This window comes from Massilia sp. UYP32 (assembly GCF_050434365.1).
Taxonomy (GTDB): domain Bacteria; phylum Pseudomonadota; class Gammaproteobacteria; order Burkholderiales; family Burkholderiaceae_D; genus Telluria; species Telluria timonae.
Genome location: NZ_JBNDIK010000022.1, coordinates 54,044 through 79,030, shown reverse-complemented (window position 1 = coordinate 79,030; position 24,987 = coordinate 54,044). Strand labels below are relative to the sequence as shown.

The window sequence follows — 24,987 nt, the reverse complement described above, 5'->3', positions numbered from 1 at the left end:
CTTCATCTTCAGGGCAACCATGCTTTTCAAACTGACACTGCGACTCCGGCTGATCGCCACGATGGCCATGCTTGGCTTCCTCATCACCGCTGTCGGCCTGCTCGGCATCTACGGCATGCGTGAAGACCACGCCACGCTCGAGCAGGTGTACTCGAATCAGCTGGCGTCCAGCATCGCGATCAATAATTCCAAGAACTTCCTGAACCGCGCGCGTTTTGGCCTGGACCGCGCCGTGTTCCATCCGGACGCGGCCGACGTCGGCAAGACCCTGAGCCGCGCCAAGGGCTTCATCGAGGATTCGAACAAGGAGTGGCAGCGCTACCTGGCCCTGCCGCGCGACGCCGAGGAAGCGGCATTGGCCAAGACCCTGGAAGTCGAACGCAACCGCTACATCAACGACGGCATGCTGGCGCTCGCCACCGCCATCGAGCAGATGAACGTCGAGCGCATCGAAGCGCTGTCGATGACGGAAATGACGGCCCTGTACGGCGTCTTCGACAAGGCATCGGGCGCCCTGGACGATTACCAGCTGACGACCGCCAAGCGGGGCTACGACGAGAGCGGCCGTCTGTTCGATACGCTGATGTGGATCTCCAGCGCCAGCGTGGTGCTCGGCGTGCTGCTGGCGGCGGTGTCGTCGTGGCTGCTGCTGCGCGCCATCATGCGGCCGCTCGACCACGCGCTCGGCCACTTCGACGCGATGGCCCATGGCGACCTGTCGACCAGGGTGCAGATCGACCGCGACGACGAAATGGGCGCACTGCTCAAGGGCCTGGCCACCATGCAGCAGCAGCTGGCCACCACCGTGCGCGGCGTGCGCGACAGCAGCATGTCGATCGCCAGCGCCAGCAGCGAGATCGCGGCCGGCAATATGAATTTATCGAGCCGTACCGAAGCCCAGGCCAGCGGCCTGGAAGAAACCGCTTCTTCGCTCGAGGAATTGACCACCACCGTGCAGCACAATGCGGACAATGTGCGCCAGGCGAATAACGTGGCGCGCTCGGCGTCCGAAGTCGCGGTGCGCGGCGGCCAGCTGGTGTCGGAAGTGGTGCAGACCATGGGCGCCATCGATGCCTCGTCCAAGCGCATCGTGGACATCATCTCGACCATCGACGGCATCGCCTTCCAGACCAATATCCTGGCGCTGAACGCGGCCGTCGAAGCGGCCCGCGCAGGCGAGCAGGGCCGCGGTTTCGCGGTCGTGGCCGGCGAAGTGCGCAACCTGGCGCAGCGCTCGGCGGCGGCGGCCAAGGAAATCAAGGAGCTGATCAGCACCTCGGTCCGCAACGTCGAGGCGGGCGCCGCCCTGGTCGACAGCGCCGGCACTACCATGGACGAGATCGTCAGTAGCGTGACCCGCGTCAGCGACATCATGGCCGAGATCCTGGCCGCCGGCGAAGAGCAGACCGCCGGCATCCAGCAGATCAACGAAGCGGTCAGCCATATGGACCAGGCGACCCAGCAGAACGCCGCCCTGGTCGAGGAAGCGGCAGCCGCCACCGGCGCGTTGCAGGATCAGGCGCATGCGCTGCAACAGATGGTGGGCGTGTTCAAGATCGATGCGCAGGCGGCGCCTCAAGCGCAGGCGCCGGTGCGCGCGCGCGCCGGCCACGAACGCATGGCCCTGGCCGCGTAAGCCGGCACGCCGTCCCGCCAGGGCGCCCGGCGAGGGCGCGCCAAAAAATCGCCGGGCGGCGCCGCATATTACGGCGCGATGACGTTGCGAAACATGCAATAATGCCGCATGAACGCGCGCAACCATGTCCCCGGACCCCATCAGGCAAAAGATCGACTCCATGGGTAGTCCACTAGCGTTTCCCGCTTCCGGCGCCGCGATGGCGGCGGCGATCCGCGATCACGACTGGGCGGCCTCGCCGCTGGGCCCGATCGCATCCTGGCCCGCCACGCTGCGCACCAGCATCAATATCGTGCTGGACTCGGCCTTTCCGAGCTTTATCGTCTGGGGGCCGGACCAGACCCTGCTCTACAACGACGCCTACGCCGAGATCCTGTGCAACAAGCACCCGGCCGCGCTGGGGCAGGCGTTCCAGGCCGTCTGGCACGAAATCTGGGACGTGCTCGGGCCGCTGGTCGAGCGCACCCTGGTGGGCGGCGAATCGCACAAGATGAACGACATCGCGCTCGTCATGCAGCGCAAGGGCTATGCCGAGCACACCTGGTTCACCTATTCCTATGGTCCCGTGCGCGACGATGCCGGCCGCATCCTCGGCCTGCTGTGCAACTGCATCGAAACCACCGAGGCCGTGCTCCGGCAGCGGCGCCAGGCGGCCGACGAAGCGGTGCTGCGCGAGCACGAATCGGCGTCGCGCGAGGACGCCGAGCGGGTCCGGCTGGCACTGGAGGCGGGCGCCATCATCGGCACCTGGTTCTGGGACTTGCCGACCGACCGCTTCACCGTCGACGAAGCCTTCGCGCGCGCCTTCGGCCTCGACCCGGCCATCGGCCGCACCGGCCTCTCGCTGGCGCAGGTGGTGGCCACCGTGCACCCCGACGACCAGGCCGGCCTGGCGCAGGCCATCAATACGGTGATCGCGCGCGGCGGCCATTACGCCCACCAGTACCGGGTGCGGCGCGCCGACGGCCGGTATTACTGGATCGAGGCCAATGGCCGGGTCGACCTGGCGCCGGACGGCACCGGCCTGCTGTTCCCGGGCGTGCTGATCGACGTCGAGGGCCGGCGCGCGGTGGAGGCCGAGCGCGACGGCGCGATCCTCAAGCTGCGCGCGCTCAACGAGCAGCTGGAACAGAAGGTGCTGGCCCAGGCGCTGGCGCGCGGGCGCACCTGGCAGCTCAGCCCCGACATCCTGGGCGTGCTCAATGCCGACGGTTTCATGGAGACCTCGAACCCGGCCTGGCAGGCCACGCTGGGCTGGACCGAGGAAGAAGTCGCCGGTACGCCCTTCCTCGACTTCATCCACCCCGACGACCGCGCCCGCACCGAGACGGTCTGGCGCAATGCGCTGGAGCGCGGCATTCCCGCGCTGCGCTTCGAGAACCGCTACCGCCACAAGACCGGCGGCTGGCGCTGGCTGTCGTGGGTGGCGGTGCCGGACGAGCGCAAGGTGTACTGCTCGGCGCGCGACATCAGCGTCGAGCGCGAACGCCAGGCCGAGCTGGAACGGGCGCAGGAACAGCTGCGCCATTCGCAGAAGATGGAGGCGGTCGGCCAGCTCACCGGCGGGCTGGCGCATGACTTCAACAACCTGCTGGCCGGCGTCGCGGGCAGCCTCGACCTGATCAAGCTGCGCCTGGGGCAGGGCCGCGCCGGCGAGATCGAGCGCTATCTCACGGTGGCCCAGGGCGCGACCAGGCGGGCGGCGGCGCTGACCCACCGGCTGCTGGCCTTTTCGCGGCGCCAGACGCTGGCGCCCAGGGCCATCTGCGTCAACACCATGGTCGACGGCATGCTGGAAATGATCCGGCGCACGGTGGGCCCTGGCGTGCGGGTCGAGCCGGCGTACAGCGAGGTGCCGTGGACGGCGCTGGTCGACCAGTCGCAGCTCGAGAACGCGCTGCTGAACCTGTGCATCAATGCGCGCGACGCCATGCCGGACGGCGGACGCATGGCGATCGCCACCGCCAACCGGGTGCTCGGCCTTGAGGCCGCGCGCGGCCACGAACTGCCGCCGGGCGATTATCTCGCGCTGTCGGTGGCCGACACCGGCGCCGGCATGGCGCCGGACGTGCTGGCCAAGGCCTTCGAACCCTTCTTCACCACCAAGCCGCTGGGCCAGGGCACGGGGCTGGGGCTGTCGATGATCTACGGTTTCGCCAAGCAGTCCGGCGGGCAGGTGGCCATCGACTCGCAGCTGGGGCAGGGCACCACGGTCAGCATCTTCCTGCCGCGCCATCGCGGCGCGGCCGAGGGCCCCGAGGCGGCGCCCGCCCTCGCGGCGCCGCCGGCCGGCCGCGGCGAGACGATCCTGGTGGTGGACGACGAGCCGAGCGTGCGCACGCTGGTGGTCGACCTGCTCGGGGAGCTCGGCTACACGGTGCTCGAAGCCGAGGACGGCGCCGGCGGCCTGGCGCTGCTGCAATCGGACGCGCGCATCGACCTCGTGATCTCGGACGTCGGGCTGCCGGGCATGATGAATGGACGCCAGATGGCGGACGCGGCGCGCGTCAAGCGTCCCCGGCTGAAGGTATTGTTCATCACCGGCTATGCCGAAACCGCCTTGCTCGACCACGGCCAGCTCGCGCCCGGCATGTCGGTGCTGACCAAGCCGTTCTCGATCGACGCGATGGCGCAGCGGGTGCGCGAACTGGTCGCGCGCTAGTTCAGGCGCCGGGCCAGGTCGACAGCGCCTGCCCGACCACCGCCTCGAGCGTCTCGCGCTCGAAGCCGGCCCTGGCCTGGATCGCCATGCCGTGCAGCAGACGTATTACCAGGGAGGCGAGCGCGGTTACACCGATTACCCGCCCGCCAGCTAGTGCCCGCGGCGCTGCACCAGCGCCGTGCCGACGCCGTGGCGCTTGCCCTCGCTGACGGCGGTGACGGTGCCGTCCGGGTTGAACACCAGCGCATTGGCCGCGCCGATTTCTTCGGCCGGCGACTCCCAGCGCTGGCCGAAGCCCGACAGGGCGCGTGCCTGCGCCGTGTCCGTGAAGCCCGGCTCGACCGAGGTGTCGAGCGCATTGCGCTGGCTGATGCGCGGCGCATCGAGCGCCTGGTCCATCGGCATGCCGAAGTCGACGTGGTTGACGATGGTCTGCAGCACCGTGGTGATGATGGTCGAGCCGCCGGGGCTGCCGATGCTGAAGGCCGGCTTGCCGTCCTTGAGCGCGATCGTGGGCGCCATGCTCGAGCGCGGCCGCTTGCCGGCTTCGGGCACGTTCGGATGCGGACCGCTGGCGTCGAAGTCGAAATCGGTCAGTTCGTTATTGAGCAGGAAGCCGTAGCCCGGCACCACGATGCCGCTGCCGCCCCAGGATTCGATGGTGAAGGTGTACGCCACCACGTTGCCGTCCTTGTCCGACACCGTCAGGTGGGTGGTGTGGGCGCTCTCGGGCGCCAGCTTGACGGCGGCGGCGGGCTGGGTGCGCAAGGGGATGCTCGGGTCGTCCTGGTAGCGGTAGGGGTCGCCCGCCGCCACCGCGCCCGGCGCGGCCTTGCGCGGATCGATCAGTGCACGCCGCTCGGCCGCATACTGCTTGGAGAGCAGGCCGGCGAGCGGCGCATCGACGTATTCGGGGTCGGCCAGATAGGCATTGCGGTCGGCGAAGGCCAGGCGGCTGGCTTCGATATAGAGGTGCTCGGCGCGGGCGCGCGGCAGAGACGCGAGGTCGTAGCCTTCGAGGATGTTGAGCGCATGCGCCACCGTCGGGCCGCCGCTGCTCGGCAGGGGCATGCCATACAGTTCATAGCCGCGATAAGTGCTGCGCAGGGCGGGGCGGATGCGCGCCTCGTAGTTGGCGAGATCCGCCATGGTCATGGCGCCGGGCCGTACGGCATACCCTTTCGCGACCGGCGGCCGGTTGACGCTGTCGACGATCGCGCGTGCGATCGGCCCTTCATAGAATGCCTTCACGCCGCCTTGCGCGATCTCGCGGTAGGCGCGCGCCATGCCGGGATTGCGCAGCAGCGTGCCGGCGGGCAGCGCCTTGCCCTTGTGCAGGTACAGCTCGCTCGTCGGCGCGAACTGGCGGAATTTCTTGTCGTTCTGTTCGACCAGCTTGCTGAAATTGGCGTTGATGCGAAAGCCGCCGTCGGCCACCGCGATCGCCGGCGCCAGCACCTGGGAAAAGCGCATGCTGCCGTAGCGTTCGAGCGCCTCGTGCCAGCCGCGCACGGTGCCCGGCACGCCGACCGCCGCTCCGCTGGCGACCGCCGTCTCGAAGTCGAGCGGCTTGCCATCTTGCTGGAACAGTCGCGGGCCCACCGCGCCGGGCGCCGTTTCGCGGTGGTCGATGGTGATCACGCGCTTGTCCCTGGCCAGGTAGATCACCATGAACCCGCCGCCGCCAATGCCGCAGCTGAAGGGGTCGGTGACGCCCAGCGTGGCGGCCGCGGCCACCGCGGCGTCGACCGCGTTGCCGCCTTGATGCAGGATGGTGAGCGCTGCCTGCGAGGCTTGCGCGCTGATCGTGGCGACGGCGCCCCCGGTGCCGGTCATGACCGGCGCGGCCGCAACGCCCTGGAAGGAAACGGCGACGACCAGGACGCACGCCAGTGCGGCCCGCGGCAGGCGGCGCGGCGCCATCAGCTGCCGTACATATTGAAGACCACCGGATACGACGCCGGTTTCGCTTCCGCCATGCCGCGCGGCTGCGGCACGAACGAGGGATCGAGTTCGATGCGCGCGCCGCGCAGGCCGGGCGAGGTATAGCCGGGTTTGCCCTGCACCAGCCAGAAGCCCTGCGCCATGTTGTTGATGCGCAGGGTGAAGCGGTAGGCCAGCTGGCCGGCCCACATGCAGCGCGCATTGTCCGGGCAGCGGCTGTCGTCGGCGCCCTCGTAGGTGAGGGAGAGGCGCTGGTCGATCGGCAATGGCGGCAGGTGCAGGGTCTGGCGCTCGCTCAGCGTGTACTGGGCGTTGGGCAGGCGGTCGGGCGTGGCGCAGGCCGACAGCAGGCCGGCGGCGGCGATGGAGAGGACGCAGGGCAGGGTGCGCATCGGTGTCATCCAGGGTTTGACGGGAACCCATGATAGCAAAACCGCAATCGACCGGTCGCGTGACAGCGAAAAGACAGGGCATGGTCAAGTCATAAACAGGTCATATTCGGCAGCTATTCTTTTTCCTGTAGTCCAAAACGTATCCCTCAACCAGAGATAGGAATAACAATGTTCAAGAAGATCCTCGCCGGCGCTGCCGCCACGCTCGTGATGACGACCTCGTTCGCCGCCGACATTACCGGCGCGGGCGCGACCTTCCCGTACCCGATCTACGCCAAGTGGGCTGAAAGCTACAAGGCCGCCACCGGCACCGGCCTGAACTACCAGTCGGTCGGCTCGGGCGCCGGCATCAAGCAGATCAAGGCGAAGACCGTGGACTTCGGCGCATCGGACATGCCGCTGAAGGCGGAAGAGCTGGACAAGGAAGGCCTGATGCAGTTCCCGGCGATCATGGGCGGCGTGGTCGCCGTGGTCAACGTCGACGGCGTGACCCCGGGCCAGCTGAAGATGACCGGTCCGCTGCTGGCCGACATCTACATGGGCAAGATCACCAAGTGGAACGCGCCGGAAATCGCCGCTTTGAACCCGGGCGTGAAACTGCCTGCTCTGGATGTCACCGTCGTGCACCGCGCCGACAGCTCGGGCACCTCGTTCCTGTTCACCGACTTCCTGGCCAAGACCAGCCCGGCATGGAAAGAGAGCATCGGTTCGGGCACCACCGTGAAGTGGGCCGTGGGCGTGGGCGGCAAGGGCAACGAAGGCGTCGCCGCCAACGTACAGCGTATCAAGGGCGCAATCGGCTACGTCGAGTGGGCTTATGCCAAGAAGAACAAGCTGTCGCACACCCAGTTGCGCAACAAGGAAGGCGTCGACCTGCAACCGTCGGACGACGTGTTCAAGGCCGCTGCCGCCAATGCCGAGTGGACCAAGGCTCCGGGCTTCGGCGTGGTGCTGACCGACGGCGCCGGCAAGCAGAGCTGGCCGATCACCGGCGTGTCGTACATCCTGATGCACAAGAGCCAGGCCGACGCCAAGAAAGGCCAGGAAGTCGTGAAGTTCTTCGACTGGTCGTTCAAGAACGGCGCCCCGGCAGCTGCCGAGCTGGACTACGTGCCGATGCCGGCCAGCGTCGTCAAGCAAGTGCAGGACGCCTGGAAAGCCAACCTGAAGGACGCTTCGGGCAAGGCCATCATGTAAGACGCCTTCACGGCGACCGATCCGGCAGCCTGGCTGCCGGATTTTCGTTGGTGCGCTCGCGGCACCGTGGGCCGCATCAACGCAGAACCTCTTTTTGGGCATCCCATGACAACGGCGAACACGATCGTCCTGGTGATCGACGACAAGCCGGCCATTGCCGAGCTGCTCAAGTTCTCGCTGCACGAGGACGAGTGGGTCTGGCATGACGTGCCGAGCCTGGCGCAAGCCTGGGACTTCATCGGGCGCGAGCGCCCGGAACTGTTGCTGCAGGAATCGATGCTGCGCAATGAAGGCGGCATGCGCCTGCTGGCGCGCCTGCGCGGCGACCGCCGCCTGCGCGAGCAGCCGGTGATCCTGCTGGCGGCGCAATGCGCGGAAGGCGAGCGTCCCGCCAGCCTCCCGGCGCCCGTCCCCCATCCCGAATTCATTCCCCAGGCCCCGCTCGAGCAGGCGCGCGAACTGTCGCCCGAGTCGCGCCTGTTGCGCTCGGGCCGCCTGGTGCTCGATCCGCTCAGCTGCAGCGTGCGGGTCGGCAGCCACAAGGTCGAGGTCAGGCACGCCGAATACCGGCTGCTGCGCTTCCTGCTGTGCCATCCGGGCCAGGTGTTTACGCGCACCCAGCTGCTGGAGCAACTGTGGGAAGCCCACGCCTCGCTCGACCAGCGCACGGTGGACGTGCACGTGCTGCGCCTGCGCAAGGCGCTGGGGCGGGCCAAGTCGCTGATCAAGACCGTGCGCGGCGCCGGCTACATGCTGTCGCCGACCTGAAGCGCGGTCTGACGCCATCCTCGGACATCTTTTTTCGCCGAAATAGGGCGGCTAGTCTGTTGTGCATTCGCAAGAAAGCGCTGGCGTTCTCATGTCAGTATCGCGATTTTGACGAGACGAGCAGCCTTCCGCGTTCATGCCGGAACCGACACGCCCCTTGCGGCCCCTGCTGCCCTTGCCCGACGGGGGCTGGCAGGCGATGTCCGTCGCCACCCCGGTCGACTTCAAGATCCGCGGCCTGGCATTGGTGCCCCCGCGGAGCACGGTGCCCGTGATCGTCGTTCCCGGCATCATGGGGACCAACCTCAGGGCAAAGAGCAAGCCACGCTCGCGGGAAGAAGAGAACGAGGAGGTCAATCCTGGCAAGCCAGCCTGGCGGCCGCCCAACACGACGCCGGGCGGATTGTGGGATGCGCTGGTCTGGGGCCAATACGATCCCGCCTACCGCCAGCGCCTGCTCGACCCCGACACGCTGGAGGTGGACGACAGCGGCGAACCGCATATCCGTCACGACCAGTGGGGGCCGCATGTCCACCCCCAACTGGCGCGCGAGCGCTGGTGGGGTGAGCTGCATGCCGGTTCCTACATCGACCTGCTGTGTATGCTGGAAACGCGCCTGAACCAGACCTTCTACCGCCGCTACGCGGAGGACATGCGGCGCATCCGGCCACACTGGCAAGAAGTGATGGATTGCGATCCTGCGAAATGGGGTTTTCCGCACATGGCGCCGCTGACCGAGGCCGAGCTGGAACGGCATGCGCTCCACCATTATCCGGTGTACGGCGCCGGTTATCACTGGTTGCGCAGCGCGCAGGAAGCGTCGCAGCGCCTCGAGCAGCGCATCGACGACGTCATCGACTACTGGAAGGCGCACAAGCGCAAGTGCGAGCAGGTCATCCTCGTGACGCACTCGATGGGCGGCCTGGTTGCGCGTGCCTGCGCCAGGCGCATCCCGGACAAGATCGCCGGCGTGATCCATGGCGCGATGCCGGCCCTGGGCGCTCCCGCAGCCTACCGCCGCATGGCTTGTGGCACCGAGGTCAACGACTTCGTCGGCCGCTTCGCCGCCATGATCCTGGGCGCGACGACCTACGACACCACGCCTGTGCTGGCGACATCGCCCGGTCCGCTCGAATTGCTGCCGAACCATCTGTATCCGGGACCGTGGCTGCATGTGAGCGTCAGGCAGCCGTCTGGTAGTCAGGGCGTGCCGGATCCCGTTTTCGATTATTTGCGCATACCGAATGAAGCCTACCCCGATCCCTATGAGCTGTACCGCGATTTGAAATCCTGGTATCGGTTGGTTGATCCTGCACTGGCCGACCCTGCCGAAAAATTCATTGATCAAGAAGGGGGTGTGGAAGACGCCATCAAAAGAGCAATCGCCACCGCCGAGCGTTTCCACAAAGAACACTTGGGAAATTACTACCATCCCAATACCTATGCATTCTATGGGGCCGATCCCGATCGACGCGCCTTCGGTCAGGTGCGCTGGGTCGGGCGCAAGCCGTCCGAGTCGCGTACCGTCCTCACGCCATCCAACGTCAAGGAAGGCAGCTTCATCCGCCATTACCCTGACGGTCGGCTCGTGGGCGTCGAAGCCGGCTGCGAGATGCTCTTCAGGCCGGAACCACCCGATACCCGGGGCGACGGCACCGTGCCGCACCAGTCCGGCGCTGGGCCGGCCGGCAGTATCCGGCAGTTGTTCGAGACCCGCGGCTATGACCATCAAGGCAGCTACAAGAGCGAGGACATGCTGATGCTCACGCTGCGCCTGATTGTCAGGATCGTACAAGGGCTACCCGAATGAGATATCTGCAAAAGCGATGGACCCGGGCATGGGCCGTGGTGCTCGCGGCGTTGACAGGCACGTGGGCGGTGGGCGCCGTGCTGGACAGGTATGAGGTGGCGAAGATGACAGAAAAGATGCAAACCGTATGTGTCGGCAGAATGCTGATCGACCTGCCGGCTGAGGCGCAATACAGCTTCTTTGGAGAAAAAATCAGCGGCTTCAGCATCGGCGCGTCCGAAGAAAGCGCGGAAGCTTTCACCGCCCGGCTGGCACAACGGGAAGCGGCGATCCGGACCAAGCCGGACCGGCTAGGTGGAGACAACAACCTGGAAATTGCCAGGGATGTGAAAACCGATAGCGGTCTTGTAGGAAAAATATTCATGCATGAACGGACCGTAACTGAAGGCACGCAATTGAATGGAATGAAGCGGGAGCCATACCGCATTGAGGACGTCACCCTCGAAGCGCATGTTCATGGAGATGGCGTCGGCATCGACGTGATCGCAAAAGAAGCCAGTCCGCAGCGCATCGAGACTCTCTTCAAACTCGTGTCCCAGCTGGTGGCCAATCCTGCCAACAGTATTCCGACCGAGTCCGGTTTCTGTCTCGACCGCGCTTACGTACGAGACCCGCTCACGGCGAAGAATCGGGAGCGGATCGTGATGACGGCCGGCCTGCCGAGCCGTCCGGACATCGAGATCAAGTTCGACACGACCGCCGGCACCAAGCCGGGAAAGGGACTGCTCGAGCGGGCTGCCGCCTCGCACGCGCGGGCGCCCCTGATCGTCAGCGCGCGTTTCACGAAGCTGCGCGCCGCGCCGCGTACGATCGGTGGCCTGACCGGTGACGAACTCGTCGAGCAGGTGCTCGAAGAAAACTTTTCCATCATCTATGGGTTCCGATGGGAGGTAAACGGAACCGAAGACGATGTATTCGTCCCCGATGTGCGCCTGATGATGAAAACCGGCAGTGGGGACGACGGGCCAGTGCCGTCCTCGCTGTCGCAGCCGGCAGCCCTCGCGCTGTGGGACAGGATCATCTCCAGCATCCGCATACGGCCGACGCAGCCGCCCGGGGCGGCCGCGGCCGAGGTCACTTGATCGCCGTCTCGCAAGCGCAAGCCTCCAAACATTTCACGTGTCACTACGCTGACATATTTGCAATCTAGACTGGCGGCAACTTGTCCTTTGGCCGCAGTAATGAGCAAACATCCCGGGCTCGCCCCCTACCTGGCGCCCTATCTGGACCCCGCGCGCAGCAACCGCTTTCTGGTCCTGCTGTGGCCGCTGCTGGCCGTGCTGGCGTGCAGCGCGCTGTGGGCGGCGACCCTGCTGCGGGTCGAGGCCGAGCAGGAGCGCGTGGCCGGCCAGGCGCGCAAGGACGTGGCGGCCTACGCCGAAGCCTACGAGCAGTACATTACGCGGTCGGTGGCGCAGATGGACCAGATCACGATGCAGCTGAAGTTCAGCTGGGAGAATTCGCGCCAGGCTGGCCTGCTCGACGAGATGCGGCGCGACGGCATGTTCACCGACAGCGCCTTTCACGTGGTGGCGGTGCTCGACCGCGGCGGCGTCGTGCGCTCCAGCACGCGCGCCGGCCTGATCGGCGCCGACCTGGCGCCCAGCGCCTGGTTCAACCACCACCGCGACAACAACTCGACCGCCTTGCGGGTCGGCGCCGCGCCGACGCAGTTCGGCAGCGCCGACGACGTGGTGCTGTTCACGCGCCGCCTCGAAACCCGGGAAGAGGAATTCGACGGTGTGGTGCTGATGGCGATCGACGCCCGCTACTTCACGTCCTTCGTCAGCCCGGCCACCATCGGCGCCGGCGGCATCGTGGCGCTGGCCGGCAGCGAAGGACGGTTGCGGGTCGAGCAGCGCAGCAACGGCGCGTCGTTCACGGATGCGGTCGCGCTGCCGCGCCGCGGCGGCGCCTGGTCGGGCGAGCAGGGCGTGCGCCTGGTCGAGGGCGAGGGCGGCTTCGCCGACGGCCAGTCGCGCGTGCTGGGCTGGCGCCAGTCGACCGCCTATCCGCTGGTGGCCCTGGTCGGCTTGCCGCAGCACGAAGCGCTGGCGGCCAGCAACGGCTACTGGATCGAGAGCCGCGACCGCGCCATCGTCGCCACCCTGTGCCTGTTGCTGCTGGGCGCGGTCGGGGCGGTGCTGGCGCGGCGCGCCGTGGCGCGCGCCAGGGAACAGGACGAGGTGCGGCGCGCCTACCGCGCGGCCACCGAGAGCGGCAACGACGGCTTCTACATGGCATCGGCGGTGCGCGCGCGCGACGGCCAGATCACGGATTTCCGCATCGTCGACTGCAACGAGCGCGGCGCCTTCTTCTACGGCGTGACGCGCGACGAACTGGTCGGTTCGAGCCTGACCGGGATCGACAGCGGCCTGTTCGGCGAGGACCTCCTCGGCACCTACCGCAAGGCGATGGACAGCGGCTTTCATGAAGACGACCGCAAGATGCCGAGCGATAACCGGCTCAATATCAGCTGGGGCCGCCGGCGCCTGGTACGGGTCGGCAACGGCCTGGCGGTGACCCTGCAGGACATCAGCGAGCGCAAGGCGCACGAGGCCCAGCTCGAGCGGCTGGCCAACGAAGATTCGCTGACCGGCCTGGCCACCCGCCACGCCTTCCTGGAGCGCATGCCGGCCATGCTGGCCCAGGCGCAGGAAGCCGGCGCCGGCAACGGCGCCAGCGCCGCGCTGCTGTTCATCGACCTGGACGAGTTCAAGCATGTCAACGACACCCACGGCCACGCCACCGGCGACCAGCTGCTGAAGGCCGCCGCCGGCCGCCTGCTGTCCTTGCTGCGTCCGGGCGACGGGGTGGCGCGCTTCGGCGGCGACGAATTCGTGGTGCTGCTGTCGCCCTGCGACGGCGAGCGCCAGGCCGCCTCGGTGGCCTCGCGCATCGTCGAGGCTTTCGCCGTGCCGTTCCTGATCGGCGACGAGCTGCACGCCGTGGGCTCCTCGATCGGCATCAGCCTGTATCCGCGCGACGGGCTGGATGCCGAGACCCTGGTCAGGCACAGCGACATCGCCATGTACGTCGGCAAGAACGAGGGCAAGGGGCAATACCGCTTCTTCGATCCCTCGCTGTCGTCGACCCTCAACTCGCGCGCGCGCCTGAAGCAGAACATGCTCGAAGCGCTCGAGGCCGACCAGTTCGTGCTGCACTACCAGCCGCGCGTGGACGCGCGCAGCGGAGAATTGCTGAGCATGGAAGCGCTGGTGCGCTGGCGCCATCCGTCCCTGGGCATGGTGGCGCCGGGCGAATTCATCCCGCTGGCCGAAGCCACCGGGCTGATCGTGCGCATCGGCGAGACCGTGATCGACAAGGCCTGCGCCCAGCTGGCCGCCTGGCGCGAGGCCGGCGTGGCGCTGGTGCCGGTCTCGATCAACGTCTCGCCCAAGCAGTTCCTGCGCGGCGGCGTGCAGCGCCAGCTGAGCGCGGCGCTGGTCAAGCACCGGGTGCCGGCCAGCCTGATCGAAGTCGAGATCACCGAGTCGGCGATGATGGGCGACCAGGACGACATCCTGGCCGAGCTGGCGGCCCTGCGCGCGCTCGGGGTAAAACTGCATGTGGACGATTTCGGCACCGGCTACTCGTCGCTGTCGCAGCTGCAGCGCATCAAGATGGACGTGCTGAAGGTCGACCGCGCCTTCACCACCGAGCTGGCCAATTCGAAGGAGGGCAAGGTGTTCTTCCAGGCCATCGTGTCGATGGCGCACGCGCTGGGCATGTCGGTGGTGGCCGAGGGCGTCGAGACCGAGGAACAGCTGGCGATCCTGCGCCACCTCGATTGCAACGAGGTGCAGGGTTTCTATATCGCGCGTCCGGTGCCGGCTGACGAGATGGCGGCGATGATGGAGCGGCGTTATCTGCTGGACGCGCAAACCGCCCGCGCTGTTTAGTAAAAGAACATAAACTGCGCCGTCATGAGGTCTTGTTGGTCGCCATGTCCTGCCGACTATGCTTAACTCGACGCCATGAAGATTGTTTGCTCCCTGTTCGCTGCATTCGCCATGCTGATCGGCGTGGCCTGCGCGCCCGCCGTCGCATTCGAGCGGGGCGAACCCATGAACGTCGCCAGCTTCAACCTGCGCTATGACAATCCCCAGGATGGCCCCAACGCCTGGCCGGCGCGCAGGGAGATGGTCAAGGCGCTGATCCGCCATCACGAATTTGACATCGTCGGCACCCAGGAGGGACTCGCCGGCCAGGTCGCCGACCTGGCGGCGATGGAAGAATTCGACCACGTCGGCGTCGGCCGCGACGATGGCAAACAGGCCGGCGAGCATTCGGCCATCTTCTTCCACAAGAGCCGCTTCGCGCTGCTGGACAAGGGCGATTTCTGGCTCAGCGAAACGCCCGATCGGCCCTCGCTGGGCTGGGATGCGACCTGCTGCCATCGCATCGTCTCGTGGGCCAGGCTGCGCGAACGCGCCAGCGGTCGCGTGTTGTACGTGTTCTCGGCGCACTTCGACCATGAAGGCGTCGTCGCGCGCCGTGCATCGAGCGAGCTGTTGCTGCGCAAGATCGCCGAGATCGGCCGCGGCGAACCGGCCATCTGCGTCGGCGACTTCAATTCGACGCCCGACACGCCGCAGATGCGGGCGATGGCGACGACCATGCGCGACGCCTACCGGGTCAGCAGCACGCCGCCGTACGGGCCGATCGGCACCTACCATGGCTTCAGGATGGATGCGCCGCTGCAGGACCGCATCGACTACGTCTTCGTCGACCGCCATTTCGAGGTGCTCAAGTACGCGGCGCTGGGCGATTCGCTGCGCGGACGCTATCCGTCGGACCACCATCCGGTGGTCGCGCGGGTGCAGTTCAGGTAGCGTTCAGTCGAGGTCGGCCGCGTCGTGCCGCTCGTGCACCTGGTCGGCTTCGGGGCCGAACGAGCGGTTGACCTTGCGCCCACGGATGACGGCCGGCCGCGCGGCGATCTCGTCGGCCCAGCGTTTGACGTGCCTGTATTCGTGCACGGACAGGAATTCCGCCGCCTCGTACAGCTGGCCCAGCACCAGGCCGCCATACCAGGGCCAGATCGCCATGTCGGCGATCGTGTATTCCTCGCCCGCGACGAAGCGCTTGTCGGCCAGGTGGCGGTCGAGCACGTCGAGCTGGCGCTTGGTTTCCATCGCGTAGCGATCGATCGGGTACTGCAGCTTTTCCGGGGCATAGGCGTAGAAGTGACCGAAGCCGCCGCCCACGAAGGGAGCCGAACCCATCTGCCAGAACAGCCAGTTCATGGTCTCGGCGCGCGCCACGCCGTCCTTCGGCAGGAATGCGCCGAATTTCTCGGCCAGGTAGACCAGGATCGAGCCGGATTCGAACACGCGCACCGGCTCGGCGCCACTGCGGTCGACCAGGGCCGGGATCTTCGAGTTGGGGTTGGCCTCGACGAAACCGCTCGAGAACTGCATGCCTTCGTTGATGCGGATGAGCCAGGCATCGTACTCGGCGCCGCTGTGGCCGGCCGCCAGCAGTTCTTCCAGCAGGATCGTCACCTTGACGCCGTTCGGCGTGGCCAGCGAATACAGCTGCAGCGGATGCTGGCCGACCGGAAGTTCCTTGTCGTGGGTCGGGCCTGCGACCGGGCGGTTGATGCTGGCGAAGGTTCCGCCCGACGAGGCGGGCGGGGTCCAGACTTTCGGTGGGACGTAGGATGCTTGGTCAGCCATGGGGTCTCCTTGAACCTGGTCAAAGAAATCATTCTAGCCAATGGGAGAGAAACGCGTTGGCGCGGCCCCGAAAAGGGGCGGGCGGCCTGCCACTTGCTGCAAGATTCGTACGACTTTCCGCATTCTCCAGGAGAAAAGTCTGCTGGCGCTGGCTTCGGCGCGCGGGATTTCCTATCCTGTCCCGTCCACCACGCAAAAGACCAGGACATGACGAAACCCTCGCGTCGCGACGCCTTCAAGATCCTGCTGGCGGGCGCCAGCCTGCCGGCGCTGCCCATGGCGGCGGCATCGACTGACTGCCAGGCTGGCGGGAAGGCCTGGCGCCGCGGCATCGAAGGCCAGCGCCGGGCCGACCAGGGCGACGGCACCTACCTGAATCCCATTATCGCCGGCGACCATCCGGACCCCACCGTGCTCAAGGACGGCCAGGACTACTACCTCACATATTCTTCGTTCTATTCCTACCCGGGCCTGGTGATCTGGCATTCGACCGACCTGGTCAACTGGCGCCCGGTCGCGCCGGCGCTGAGCAAACCCCTGGGGACGATCTGGGCCGTCGACCTGTGCAAGCACGACGGCCGCTATTTCATCTACATCCCGGCCGCGCCGGACGGCAAGCCGTGGTCGATCTACGCGATCTGGGCCGACCGCATCGAGGGGCCGTGGAGCGATCCGGTTGACCTCAGGATTGCCGACTGCATCGATCCCGGCCACGTGGTGGGCGAGGACGGCAAGCGCTACCTGTTCGTCAACGGCATCCGCAAGATCCGGCTGACCGACGACGGGCTGGCCACCGATGGCCGGCTCGCGAAGGCCTACGAGCCCTGGCGCTATCCGGCCGACTGGATCGTCGAGAACTTCGCGCCCGAAGGGCCGAAGCTGCTGCGGCGCGGCAAGTGGTTCTATCTGGTGACGGCGGTCGGCGGCACCGCCGGCCCGGTCACCGGCCATATGGTGATCGCAGCGCGCTCGACCTCGGTGCATGGACCATGGGAACACTGCCCGCACAACCCGCTGGTGCGTTCGCTGGGCACGGCCGAACCGTGGTGGTCGCGCGGCCATGCGACCCTGGTCGAGGGGCCGTCCGGCGACTGGTGGATGATCTATCACGGCTACGAGAACGGCTACCGCACCCTGGGGCGGCAGACGCTGCTGGAGCCGATCGAATGGACGGACGACGGCTGGTTCCGCGCCATGGGCGGCGACCTGTCGCGGCCATTGCCGATGCCGAAGGGAGGAAAGGCCGGCCCGGCCGGCCAGGCGCTGTCCGACGATTTCAAGCGCGACCGTTTCGGCGTGCAGTGGGCCTTCCACGATCCGGCGCTGGACGAGATGCGCCGCGCGCGTTACATCGACAAGGGCCTGCGGATCGCCGGTCGCGGCGCGTCGCCGGCCGACAGCCGGCCGCTGACCTGCGGCGTCGGCGACCGCGCCTACGAGGTGGAGGTGACGCTCACCCTGGAGGGAGAGGCCGAAGCCGGCCTGCTGCTGTTCTACAGCCAGAAAGCCTTCGTCGGCATCGGGTTCACGCGCGACGAGGTCAAGACCTTCCAGTACGCCGAAGAACAGGGCTGGGCGCGGGGCAAGCGCAAGACTTCCTCGGTACGGGTGCGGATGACGAACGACGAGCACGTCGTCACCTGGCGCTACTCGCACGACGGCGGCAAGACCTGGACCCTGCACGGCACGCGGATGGAAGTATCGGGCATCCACCACAATGTGTTCGGTGGCTTCCTGAGCCTGAAGGTCGGCGTCTATTGCGCCGGCGCCGGCGCGGTGACGCTCGGCGATTTCCGCTACCGGGCGCTGTGAGTGCGGGACTGACAGCGCCAAAGAAAAACCCCGCCGCAGCGGGGTTCCCGATGGGGCAGGGCAGGCTTACACGTAAGCCGCCAGCGCGCCTTTCATCTTCTTGAGCGCGGCCGATTCGATCTGGCGGATGCGCTCGGCCGACACGCTGAACTCTTCGGCCAGCGTATGCAGCGTGGCGCCCGAGCCGTCGTCGTTGGCCAGCCAGCGCGCCTCGATGATGCGGCGCGAACGCGGGTCGAGCTTGCCCAGCGCCGTTTCCAGGCCCTCGGACTGCAGGCGGGTGACCTGCTCGGCCTCGAGCACCTTGGTCGGTTCCTGCTGGTCCGACGACAGATAGGCGATCGGCGAGAACTTGTCGTCTTCGTCGTCGGTCGGCGACTCCAGCGCGATGTCGCGGCCCGACAGGCGGGTTTCCATCTCGATCACTTCTTCGCGCTTGACGCCAAGCAGCTTGGCGAGGTCGTCGACCTGGCCCGGCGACATCGCGTCCAGGCCGGTCTTGTTGCTGCGCAGGTTGAAGAACAGCTTGCGCTGGGCCTTGGTCGTGGCGACCTTCACCAGGCGCCAGTTCTTGAGGATGTATTCATGCATCTCGGCCTTGATCCAGTGCATGGCGTACGACACCAGGCGCACGCCCTGGTTCGGGTCGAAGCGCTTGACCGCCTTCATCAGGCCGATATTGCCTTCCTGGATCAGGTCGGCGTGCGGCAGGCCATAGCCCAGGTAGCCGCGCGCGATCGATACCACCAGGCGCAGGTGCGACAGCACCAGCTTTTGCGCGGCGTCGAGATCGTGGTCGTCGCGCAGCCGCTTTGCCAGCGATACCTCTTCTTCGTGCGTGAGCATCGGCAGGCGGTTGACGGCCGAGATATAGGCGTCGATATTGCCCAGATTGCCGGTGAAACCCAGTCCCAGAGCACGACTGCCGGTCGGAACCAATGCGGATTGTGCGGACATATTCATTTCCCTCGTAGTAATCTTGCTGCATCCTCAATGTGCCATAACTTATTGCCTTGCGGCACTGCTGTTACGGCTTGTTACCTGGATGCGTGACTTGAATTTCGATTGCCTTGGACCATATATTAGCACTCCCCCGAGGTGAGTGCTAGAAGTGGTCCCGGCGCTTAAGATTGTTCAAAGTATTGCTCTCGGGAATCGAATTGCCGACGGTTCCACTGTAGAGCAGGTATTGCTTGTCCAGTTGATTCGGCTCAAAAGTGAGCCAGGAATGACTGGAATAACGTTAGACACAGATTACGGCCGCAGCGGCACGTATTCTGTTGAATGGCGCACGTACCCACGGCGCAGCCTGTAGGACTTATGCGCGTGGAAGCGTAGGGGATGGCAGCTAGGCCGTAGGATTCATTGCGGTGTCATGCGACGCGGTCTTGTCCGGTAAAGGGGCAGGCAGCCACACAGGAGGGCCGCCTCGCCCTGCTACACCAGATGGTGACGCTTATCGGGTTTTCAATACCATCTCGACAGTTTTTTTCACTGCAAGTTTGTAGGACCGCGTTCAACGCTGGCGCGCCAGGTGACGCCGCACCGACAGCAGGGCGCCGACCAGGCCCAGCGCGGCGCTGATCGCCAGCAGGCCGGCGATTTCGAGTCCACCCAGCGACGCCAGCTGGAAATTCGAGCCGTACAGCCGGGCGAACTCCCCGATTGCGCCGTTCAGCGGGCGCAGGGCCAGGGTCACCGCGCCCAGCGCCACCGCGCCGGCGCACAGGCCGAGCAGGGCGCCGGTGTAGAAGAACGGACGGTGGATGAAATCGTTGGTCGCGCCCAGCAGTGTCGAGACCGAGATTTCTTCTTTCTGGGTCAGCACCTGCAGGCGGATCGTATTGAACACGACCGCGATCACGACGATGCCCAACGTGGCCGCCAGCAGCAGCAGCGCCAGGCGCAAGATGGCCAGCATCGCAGACAGGCGCTTGACCCACGCCGAGTCGACCTGCACCGTCGCCACGCCCGGCAGTTCGCCCAGGCGCTCGGTAATCAGGTCCACCTGGGCGGCGGCGCCAGCGCTGGCGAAGCCTTCCAGCTTCATTACGTAGCTGTCGGGCAAGGGGTTATCGCCCAGGGTTTCCAGCACGTCGCCCAGGCCGCTACGCTCCTTGAGCGAAGCGAGCGCCTGCTCGCGCGGCACGAAGGCGATTTCCGCCCCTTGTCCACCCTGCGGTGCGACGATCTGGCGGATCCGGGGCGCCAGCGCTTCGGCATCGGCGCGGCTGGCGTCGTCGCGCATGAACAGGCTGATCTCGGGATCGACCGACAATTGCTCGGACAGCGGACGCACATTGTCGAGCAGGGTGATGCCCGCGAACGGCAGGGTCAGCGCGAGCGCGACCACCAGCACGTTGAACAGGAAGCTGCCGGGCGACTTGCGCACCGTCGACAGCGCGGCCCCGAGGGCGAAGCGGTGCTGGCGCAGCCACGGGCTCATGCCGCACCTCCGACCAGCTGGCCCTGCTCGAGGCGGATCACCCGCGTGCTGCCTGCCAGCACCTGCTCGTCATGGGTCGAAATGACGCAGGTGACGCCCGCGGCGTGGAAGGCGCGCAGCGCGTCGAGCACCTTGTCGGCCGCCACGCGGTCGAGATTGGCGGTCGGCTCGTCGGCCAGGATGATCTGCGGCCGGTTGACGATCGCGCGCGCGACGGCCACCCGCTGCTGTTCGCCGCCCGACAGTTCGAGCGGCATCGCCCTGGCGCGGTCGAGCAGGCCGACCCGGTCGAGCGCGGCGCGGGCGCGCTGCGCGGCGTCCGCGGTGCGGGCGCCCGTGACGAGGAGGGGCAGCATGGTGTTGGCCAGGATGTTGCGGTCGTTGAGCAGGCGCTGCTGCTGGAAGACGATGCCGATATTCCGGCGCAGGAAGGGAATCCCGGCCGGCTTGATACGGCCGATGTCCTGGCCGTTGACGATCACCTTGCCGCTGCTGGGGCGCTCGACCGCCGCCACCATCTTCATGAGGGTCGACTTGCCGGCGCCGGAAGGGCCGGCCAGGTAGACCAGCTCGCCCTTGGCGATGTCGAGCGAGACGTCGTGCAACGCATAGGCGCCGCGCGCATCGCCGTGGGTGTACTGTTTGGATACCGACTGGAATGCGATCATGGGTCCCCGTTCCGTCAGCCGAGCAGCGCTTCGACGAATTCTTCGGCATTGAACGGCTGCAGGTCTTCCAGCTTCTCGCCGACGCCGATGAAGTACACGGGGATCGGACGGGTGCGGGCGATCGCCGCCAGCACGCCGCCCTTGGCGGTGCCGTCCAGCTTGGTCACGACCAGGCCCGTGAGCTGCAGGGCGTCGTCGAAGGCCTTCACCTGGGCCAGCGCGTTCTGGCCGGTATTGCCGTCGATGACGAGCAGGGTCTCGTGCGGCGCGCCGGCCATGCCCTTGCCGATCACGCGCTTGATCTTTTTCAGTTCTTCCATCAGGTGCAGCTGGGTCGGCAGGCGGCCGGCGGTGTCGATCATGACGACGTCGGTGCCGCGCGCCTTGCCCGACTGCACCGCGTCGAAGGCGACGGCGGCCGGATCGCCCGACTGCTGCGAGATCACGGTGACGTTGTTGCGCTGGCCCCAGACCATCAATTGCTCGCGTGCGGCGGCGCGGAAGGTGTCGCCGGCGGCCAGCAGCACCGACTGGTCGAAGCTTTGCATATGCTTGGCCAGCTTGCCGATGGTGGTGGTCTTGCCGGCGCCGTTGACGCCCGAGATCATCATCACCAGCGGTTCGTGGCGGCCCAGCTCCAGCGGCTTCTGCAACGGTTGCAGCAGCTCGATCATCAGCGCCTTGAGCGCGGCCTTGACGGCGGCGGCGTCCAGCAGCTTGTCTTCCTTGACCTTGCGCCGCAATTCGCCCAGCAGGTGCTCGGTGGCGTCCATGCCGGCGTCCGACATCAGCAGCGCCGCCTCGAGTTCCTCGTACAGGTCTTCGTCGATGCGGGCGCCGACGAACAGCAGCGACAGGTTGCTCGAGGTCTTGGACAGGCCGGCCTTCAGGCGCGCCATCCACGAGGTCTTCTTTTCAAGCTCGGTGGTCGGGCGTTCGGCGGTTTCGGGGAACAGGTTGGCGCCTTCGTGCAGGACGCTGGCTTCGGCGGCGATCGGGGCCGCGGCGATGGGCGCCGGGGCCGAAGCGGGGGCGGGAGCGGGGGCGGGCGCAGGCGGCGCGGCCGGCACGACCGGTTCCGGCGCCGGTGTGTCAGGCGCTTTTTTTCTTTTGAAGAAGCTAAACATAGTGTCTGGTGGCGGGACTGCGTGCGGACGCCGGCGTGGCCGGCGATGAAAAAACTAGCGAATATTTTACCAGAGCAGCAATACGCAACCCGATTGCACACGAGCGTTCAGCTGCCGGCCCTCGCGCTTTCCGCCTGCTTGCGGATCGTCTCCAGCGTGGCATTCGGGGTGATCAGGTTGCCGTCGTAGCGCAATTCGATCACTGCCGGCAGCTTGTGCTGCTGCGCATGCTCGAGCGCGCGCTGCAGCGCCGGCGCGAAATCCTCTGTCTTGTCGACGACCTCGCCATGGCCGCCGTAGGCGCGCGCCAGTGCGGCAAAGTCCGGATTGTGCAGGCCGGTGCCCGACACGCGGCCCGGGTAGGTGCGTTCCTGGTGCATGCGGATGGTGCCGAACATATTGTTGTTGAATACCAGGATCACGACGCCGGCGCCGTACTGGACGGCAGTGGCCAGTTCCTGGCCCGTCATCATGAATTCGCCGTCGCCGGCGAAGGTGACCACGGCGCGCTCCGGCCACACGATCTTGGCGGCCACGCCGGCCGGCACGGCGTAACCCATTGCGCCATTGGTCGGCGCCAGCTGGGTGCGCATGCCGCCGTAGCGATAGAAGCGGTGGGCCCAGGAGGCGTAGTTGCCGGCGCCGTTGGTGATGACGGCGTCGCGCGGCAGTTGATCCATCAAGTCCTGCACCACCTGCCACAGGTCGAGCGGCGCGCCTTCCTTGAGCAGCGCCGGCTGCGCCTGCCACGCCGCCAGCTCGGCCTTGGCCTCGGCCACGCTGTCCTGCCAGGCCGTGGCGTCGACCGGCGCCATCCCGGCCAGCACGGCGCAGGCTTGCGGCATGCCGCTGGCGATCATGAGTTCGGCCTGGTAGACGCTGCCCAGCTCTTCAGGAGCCGGGTGGATGTGGACCAGGCGCTGGCGTGGCACCGGCGAATCGAGCAGCGTGTAGCCGCCGGTCGTCATCTCGCCCAGGCGCGGGCCGATGGCGATCACCAGGTCGGCCTCTTTTACGCGCGCGGCCAGCTTGGGGTTGATGCCGATGCCGACGTCGCCGACGTAATTCGGGTGCGCGTTGTCGAGCAAGTCCTGGAAGCGGAAGGTGCAGCCCACCGGCAAGCGGTTGGTTTCGGCGAAGCGGGCCAGGTCGGCGCAGGCCTGCGCGTTCCAGGTGCCGCCGCCCAGCAGCACGATCGGACGCCGGGCTTGTTCGAGCATGGCGCGCAGGCGGGCGATCTGCTCGCCGGAAGGTGCGCCGTGCGACGGCTGGTAGGGACGGGTGTCGGCTACTGCCGCCGTCGACACCAGCATGTCTTCCGGCAGCGCCAGCACCACCGGGCCGGGACGGCCGCTGGTGGCCACCTGGAAGGCGCGCGCCAAATATTCGGGGATGCGGTCGGCGCGATCGATCTGGGCCACCCATTTCACCATCTGGCCATACATGCGGCGATAGTCGATTTCCTGGAAGGCTTCGCGGTCGACGAAGTCGTTGCCGACCTGGCCGATGAACAGGATCATCGGGGTGGAGTCCTGATAGGCGGTGTGCACGCCGATCGAGGCGTTGGTGGCGCCGGGACCGCGGGTGACAAAGCAGATGCCGGGTTTGCCGGTCATCTTGCCATAGGCCTCGGCCATGAATGCCGCGCCCCCTTCCTGGCGGTTGATCACGAAGCGGATGTTCGAGTCGTGCAGCGCATCGAGCACGTCCAGGTAGCTTTCGCCGGGGACACCGAAGGCGGTGTCGACGCCGTGGACGTGGAGCGCATCGACCAGGAGCTGGCCGCCGGTGCGGGAAGGGTGCAGGGAAGGCGAGGGCATGGGGCGTGTCATCCTTGTCAAAGAGGCTATCCGGGCATTCTAGGCGAGCGGGCCGGGAACGGCTTTTGAAATGGCGACATCAAATTACAGAAAAACGGGGCGTAGACAGAACGGCAGCGTGTTGCGCCATTGCCGTCATGCCGGGCTGCGCCATTGCTGCTTCCTGGCTGGATGAGCTCAGGTTTTACTTGCTGGCTATCTCGAAGATGATTTGATAATTATCAATCCAGAATATTATTTATATGATCTAAATTAATTATATTGGCGGGATCCTGCCTTCAGGGCCAGAATCCCGTCACACCGAATCACTACCTGATCAGGCAACAATCAGTGAATCGCCTTTGCACCGGCTTTATTCAAGCTGCGGCGAATGCTCGCACGACGCATGGCCGCCAGGCCGGCAGCTAACAGCAAAGCGCTCGCGGGCTCCGGCACAGGGGACGGTCCCGGCTCCACCTCGAAAGTGAAGCTGGCGAAATTCCATATGCCGTCGACGCCCGGCACATCGTCAAAGGCTTCAAAGAATTCCAGGCGCAACAGGCCGTCTTCGCCGACCTGGAAGTCCAGGCCGAGGTCAACCAGACTGGCCGAGCCGGAATAGCTTCCAGTCCCGGGCGCCGCCGTCTCGAACCCTGGTGTGAAGAACACGCCGGCGAGAAAGTCTGAACGCTCAAAGGCGAACACCATGTCAGCCAGCCAGCTGGGCTCGAACGCCGTCAGATCGACCGAATAGGAGATGCCGGTAATGGTGGAATTGGACCCCACGTCGACATATTGAACATAATTTTGCGGATCTCCGATGAAGCCATTACTTTCGATATTTGTAAAACCGACGGTGATCGGGCTGGCGAATGCCGAAGTGGATACCAGAAACGAGAAACCGATGAGCAGTCTGTTCAGCGACGATTTAAAAGTCATGATAACTCTCCTTGGTGGTGGAGCTCATGACTTAAGCAACAACCATGCCTGATATTAAATGAAATTTAAATCATTGAATTCTATTGAGTTATTAAAATTTGATAAT

At 66.3% G+C, this 24,987-nt stretch carries 18 protein-coding genes; 9 read left to right on the top strand and 9 right to left on the bottom strand.

Annotation, left to right across the window (positions count from 1 at the left end):
* Positions 1–19: 19 nt before the first annotated feature.
* Both ABIB42_RS17935 and ABIB42_RS17930 read left to right on the top strand, forming a co-directional pair.
* Complete coding sequence (locus ABIB42_RS17935; RefSeq protein ID WP_313633761.1) at positions 20–1,636, top strand: methyl-accepting chemotaxis protein; 1,617 nt, start codon at positions 20–22, stop codon at positions 1,634–1,636.
* A gap of 160 nt (positions 1,637–1,796) precedes the next feature.
* Positions 1,797–4,298 (top strand): PAS domain-containing protein, encoded by a 2,502-nt coding sequence (locus ABIB42_RS17930; protein ID WP_429248738.1) that lies wholly within the window; start codon positions 1,797–1,799, stop codon positions 4,296–4,298.
* A 150-nt stretch (positions 4,299–4,448) separates the two neighbouring features.
* Here ABIB42_RS17930 and ggt read toward each other — a convergent pair whose 3' ends face one another.
* Together ggt and ABIB42_RS17920 are read right to left on the bottom strand one after the other, a co-directional pair.
* A complete protein-coding gene (ggt, locus tag ABIB42_RS17925; protein WP_312486639.1) occupies positions 4,449–6,221 on the bottom strand; it encodes a gamma-glutamyltransferase in 1,773 nt (590 codons plus the stop codon).
* On the bottom strand, positions 6,221–6,634 hold the full coding sequence (locus ABIB42_RS17920) for a hypothetical protein (protein WP_184235478.1): 414 nt from the start codon (positions 6,632–6,634) through the stop codon (positions 6,221–6,223). Before ABIB42_RS17920 ends, ggt begins: the two co-directional genes overlap by 1 nt.
* Before the next feature lie 168 nt (positions 6,635–6,802).
* Here ABIB42_RS17920 and pstS point away from each other — a divergent pair, with 168 nt between their 5' ends.
* The 6 genes from pstS (at position 6,803) to ABIB42_RS17890 (ending at position 15,244) form a co-directional block, all read left to right on the top strand.
* Positions 6,803–7,831 (top strand): phosphate ABC transporter substrate-binding protein PstS, encoded by a 1,029-nt coding sequence (pstS, locus tag ABIB42_RS17915; protein WP_005668162.1) that lies wholly within the window; start codon positions 6,803–6,805, stop codon positions 7,829–7,831.
* A 105-nt stretch (positions 7,832–7,936) separates the two neighbouring features.
* Positions 7,937–8,599 (top strand): winged helix-turn-helix transcriptional regulator, encoded by a 663-nt coding sequence (locus tag ABIB42_RS17910; protein ID WP_005668163.1) that lies wholly within the window; start codon positions 7,937–7,939, stop codon positions 8,597–8,599.
* Between the two features lie 199 nt (positions 8,600–8,798).
* Complete coding sequence (locus ABIB42_RS17905; RefSeq protein WP_429248737.1) at positions 8,799–10,409, top strand: esterase/lipase family protein; 1,611 nt, start codon at positions 8,799–8,801, stop codon at positions 10,407–10,409.
* Positions 10,406–11,491, top strand: coding sequence for a T6SS immunity protein Tli4 family protein (locus ABIB42_RS17900; RefSeq protein ID WP_429248736.1), 1,086 nt, complete (start codon positions 10,406–10,408; stop codon positions 11,489–11,491). The genes ABIB42_RS17905 and ABIB42_RS17900 overlap by 4 nt, the downstream gene beginning before the upstream one ends.
* Positions 11,492–11,590: 99 nt before the next feature.
* Positions 11,591–14,311: a bifunctional diguanylate cyclase/phosphodiesterase gene (locus ABIB42_RS17895; RefSeq protein ID WP_429248735.1), complete on the top strand. Its 2,721-nt coding sequence runs from the start codon at positions 11,591–11,593 to the stop codon at positions 14,309–14,311.
* Between the two features lie 75 nt (positions 14,312–14,386).
* A complete protein-coding gene (locus ABIB42_RS17890) occupies positions 14,387–15,244 on the top strand; it encodes an endonuclease/exonuclease/phosphatase family protein (protein WP_429248734.1) in 858 nt (285 codons plus the stop codon).
* A gap of 3 nt (positions 15,245–15,247) precedes the next feature.
* Here ABIB42_RS17890 and yghU read toward each other — a convergent pair whose 3' ends face one another.
* The gene (gene yghU, locus ABIB42_RS17885) at positions 15,248–16,090 is read right to left on the bottom strand and encodes a glutathione-dependent disulfide-bond oxidoreductase (protein ID WP_273028203.1); all 843 of its coding nucleotides are present in this window, start codon (positions 16,088–16,090) and stop codon (positions 15,248–15,250) included.
* 207 nt (positions 16,091–16,297) lie between these two features.
* Between yghU and ABIB42_RS17880 the strand changes: the two genes are divergently transcribed.
* Positions 16,298–17,902 (top strand): family 43 glycosylhydrolase, encoded by a 1,605-nt coding sequence (locus tag ABIB42_RS17880; RefSeq protein WP_429248733.1) that lies wholly within the window; start codon positions 16,298–16,300, stop codon positions 17,900–17,902.
* Positions 17,903–17,968: 66 nt separating this feature from the next.
* On the opposite strand, the gene rpoH is transcribed toward ABIB42_RS17880, so the two are convergent.
* The 6 genes from rpoH to ABIB42_RS17850 all read right to left on the bottom strand — a co-directional run bounded on the left by rpoH (position 17,969) and on the right by ABIB42_RS17850 (position 24,881).
* Entirely contained in the window at positions 17,969–18,859 is an 891-nt protein-coding gene (gene rpoH / locus ABIB42_RS17875) for an RNA polymerase sigma factor RpoH (protein ID WP_005668172.1), read from the bottom strand.
* Between the two features lie 559 nt (positions 18,860–19,418).
* Positions 19,419–20,348, bottom strand: a complete 930-nt coding sequence (ftsX, locus tag ABIB42_RS17870; protein WP_429248732.1) for a permease-like cell division protein FtsX — start codon at positions 20,346–20,348, stop codon at positions 19,419–19,421.
* Positions 20,345–21,016 carry a cell division ATP-binding protein FtsE gene (locus tag ABIB42_RS17865; protein WP_005668176.1) on the bottom strand — a complete coding sequence of 224 codons (672 nt, stop codon included), beginning with the start codon at positions 21,014–21,016 and terminating at the stop codon, positions 20,345–20,347. Before ABIB42_RS17865 ends, ftsX begins: the two co-directional genes overlap by 4 nt.
* A gap of 14 nt (positions 21,017–21,030) precedes the next feature.
* Positions 21,031–22,143: a signal recognition particle-docking protein FtsY gene (gene ftsY, locus ABIB42_RS17860; protein ID WP_312486647.1), complete on the bottom strand. Its 1,113-nt coding sequence runs from the start codon at positions 22,141–22,143 to the stop codon at positions 21,031–21,033.
* A gap of 107 nt (positions 22,144–22,250) precedes the next feature.
* Entirely contained in the window at positions 22,251–23,963 is a 1,713-nt protein-coding gene (locus ABIB42_RS17855) for a thiamine pyrophosphate-binding protein (protein ID WP_429248731.1), read from the bottom strand.
* 327 nt (positions 23,964–24,290) lie between these two features.
* Complete coding sequence (locus ABIB42_RS17850; protein WP_312486649.1) at positions 24,291–24,881, bottom strand: PEP-CTERM sorting domain-containing protein; 591 nt, start codon at positions 24,879–24,881, stop codon at positions 24,291–24,293.
* Between the last annotated feature and the right edge of the window lie 106 nt (positions 24,882–24,987).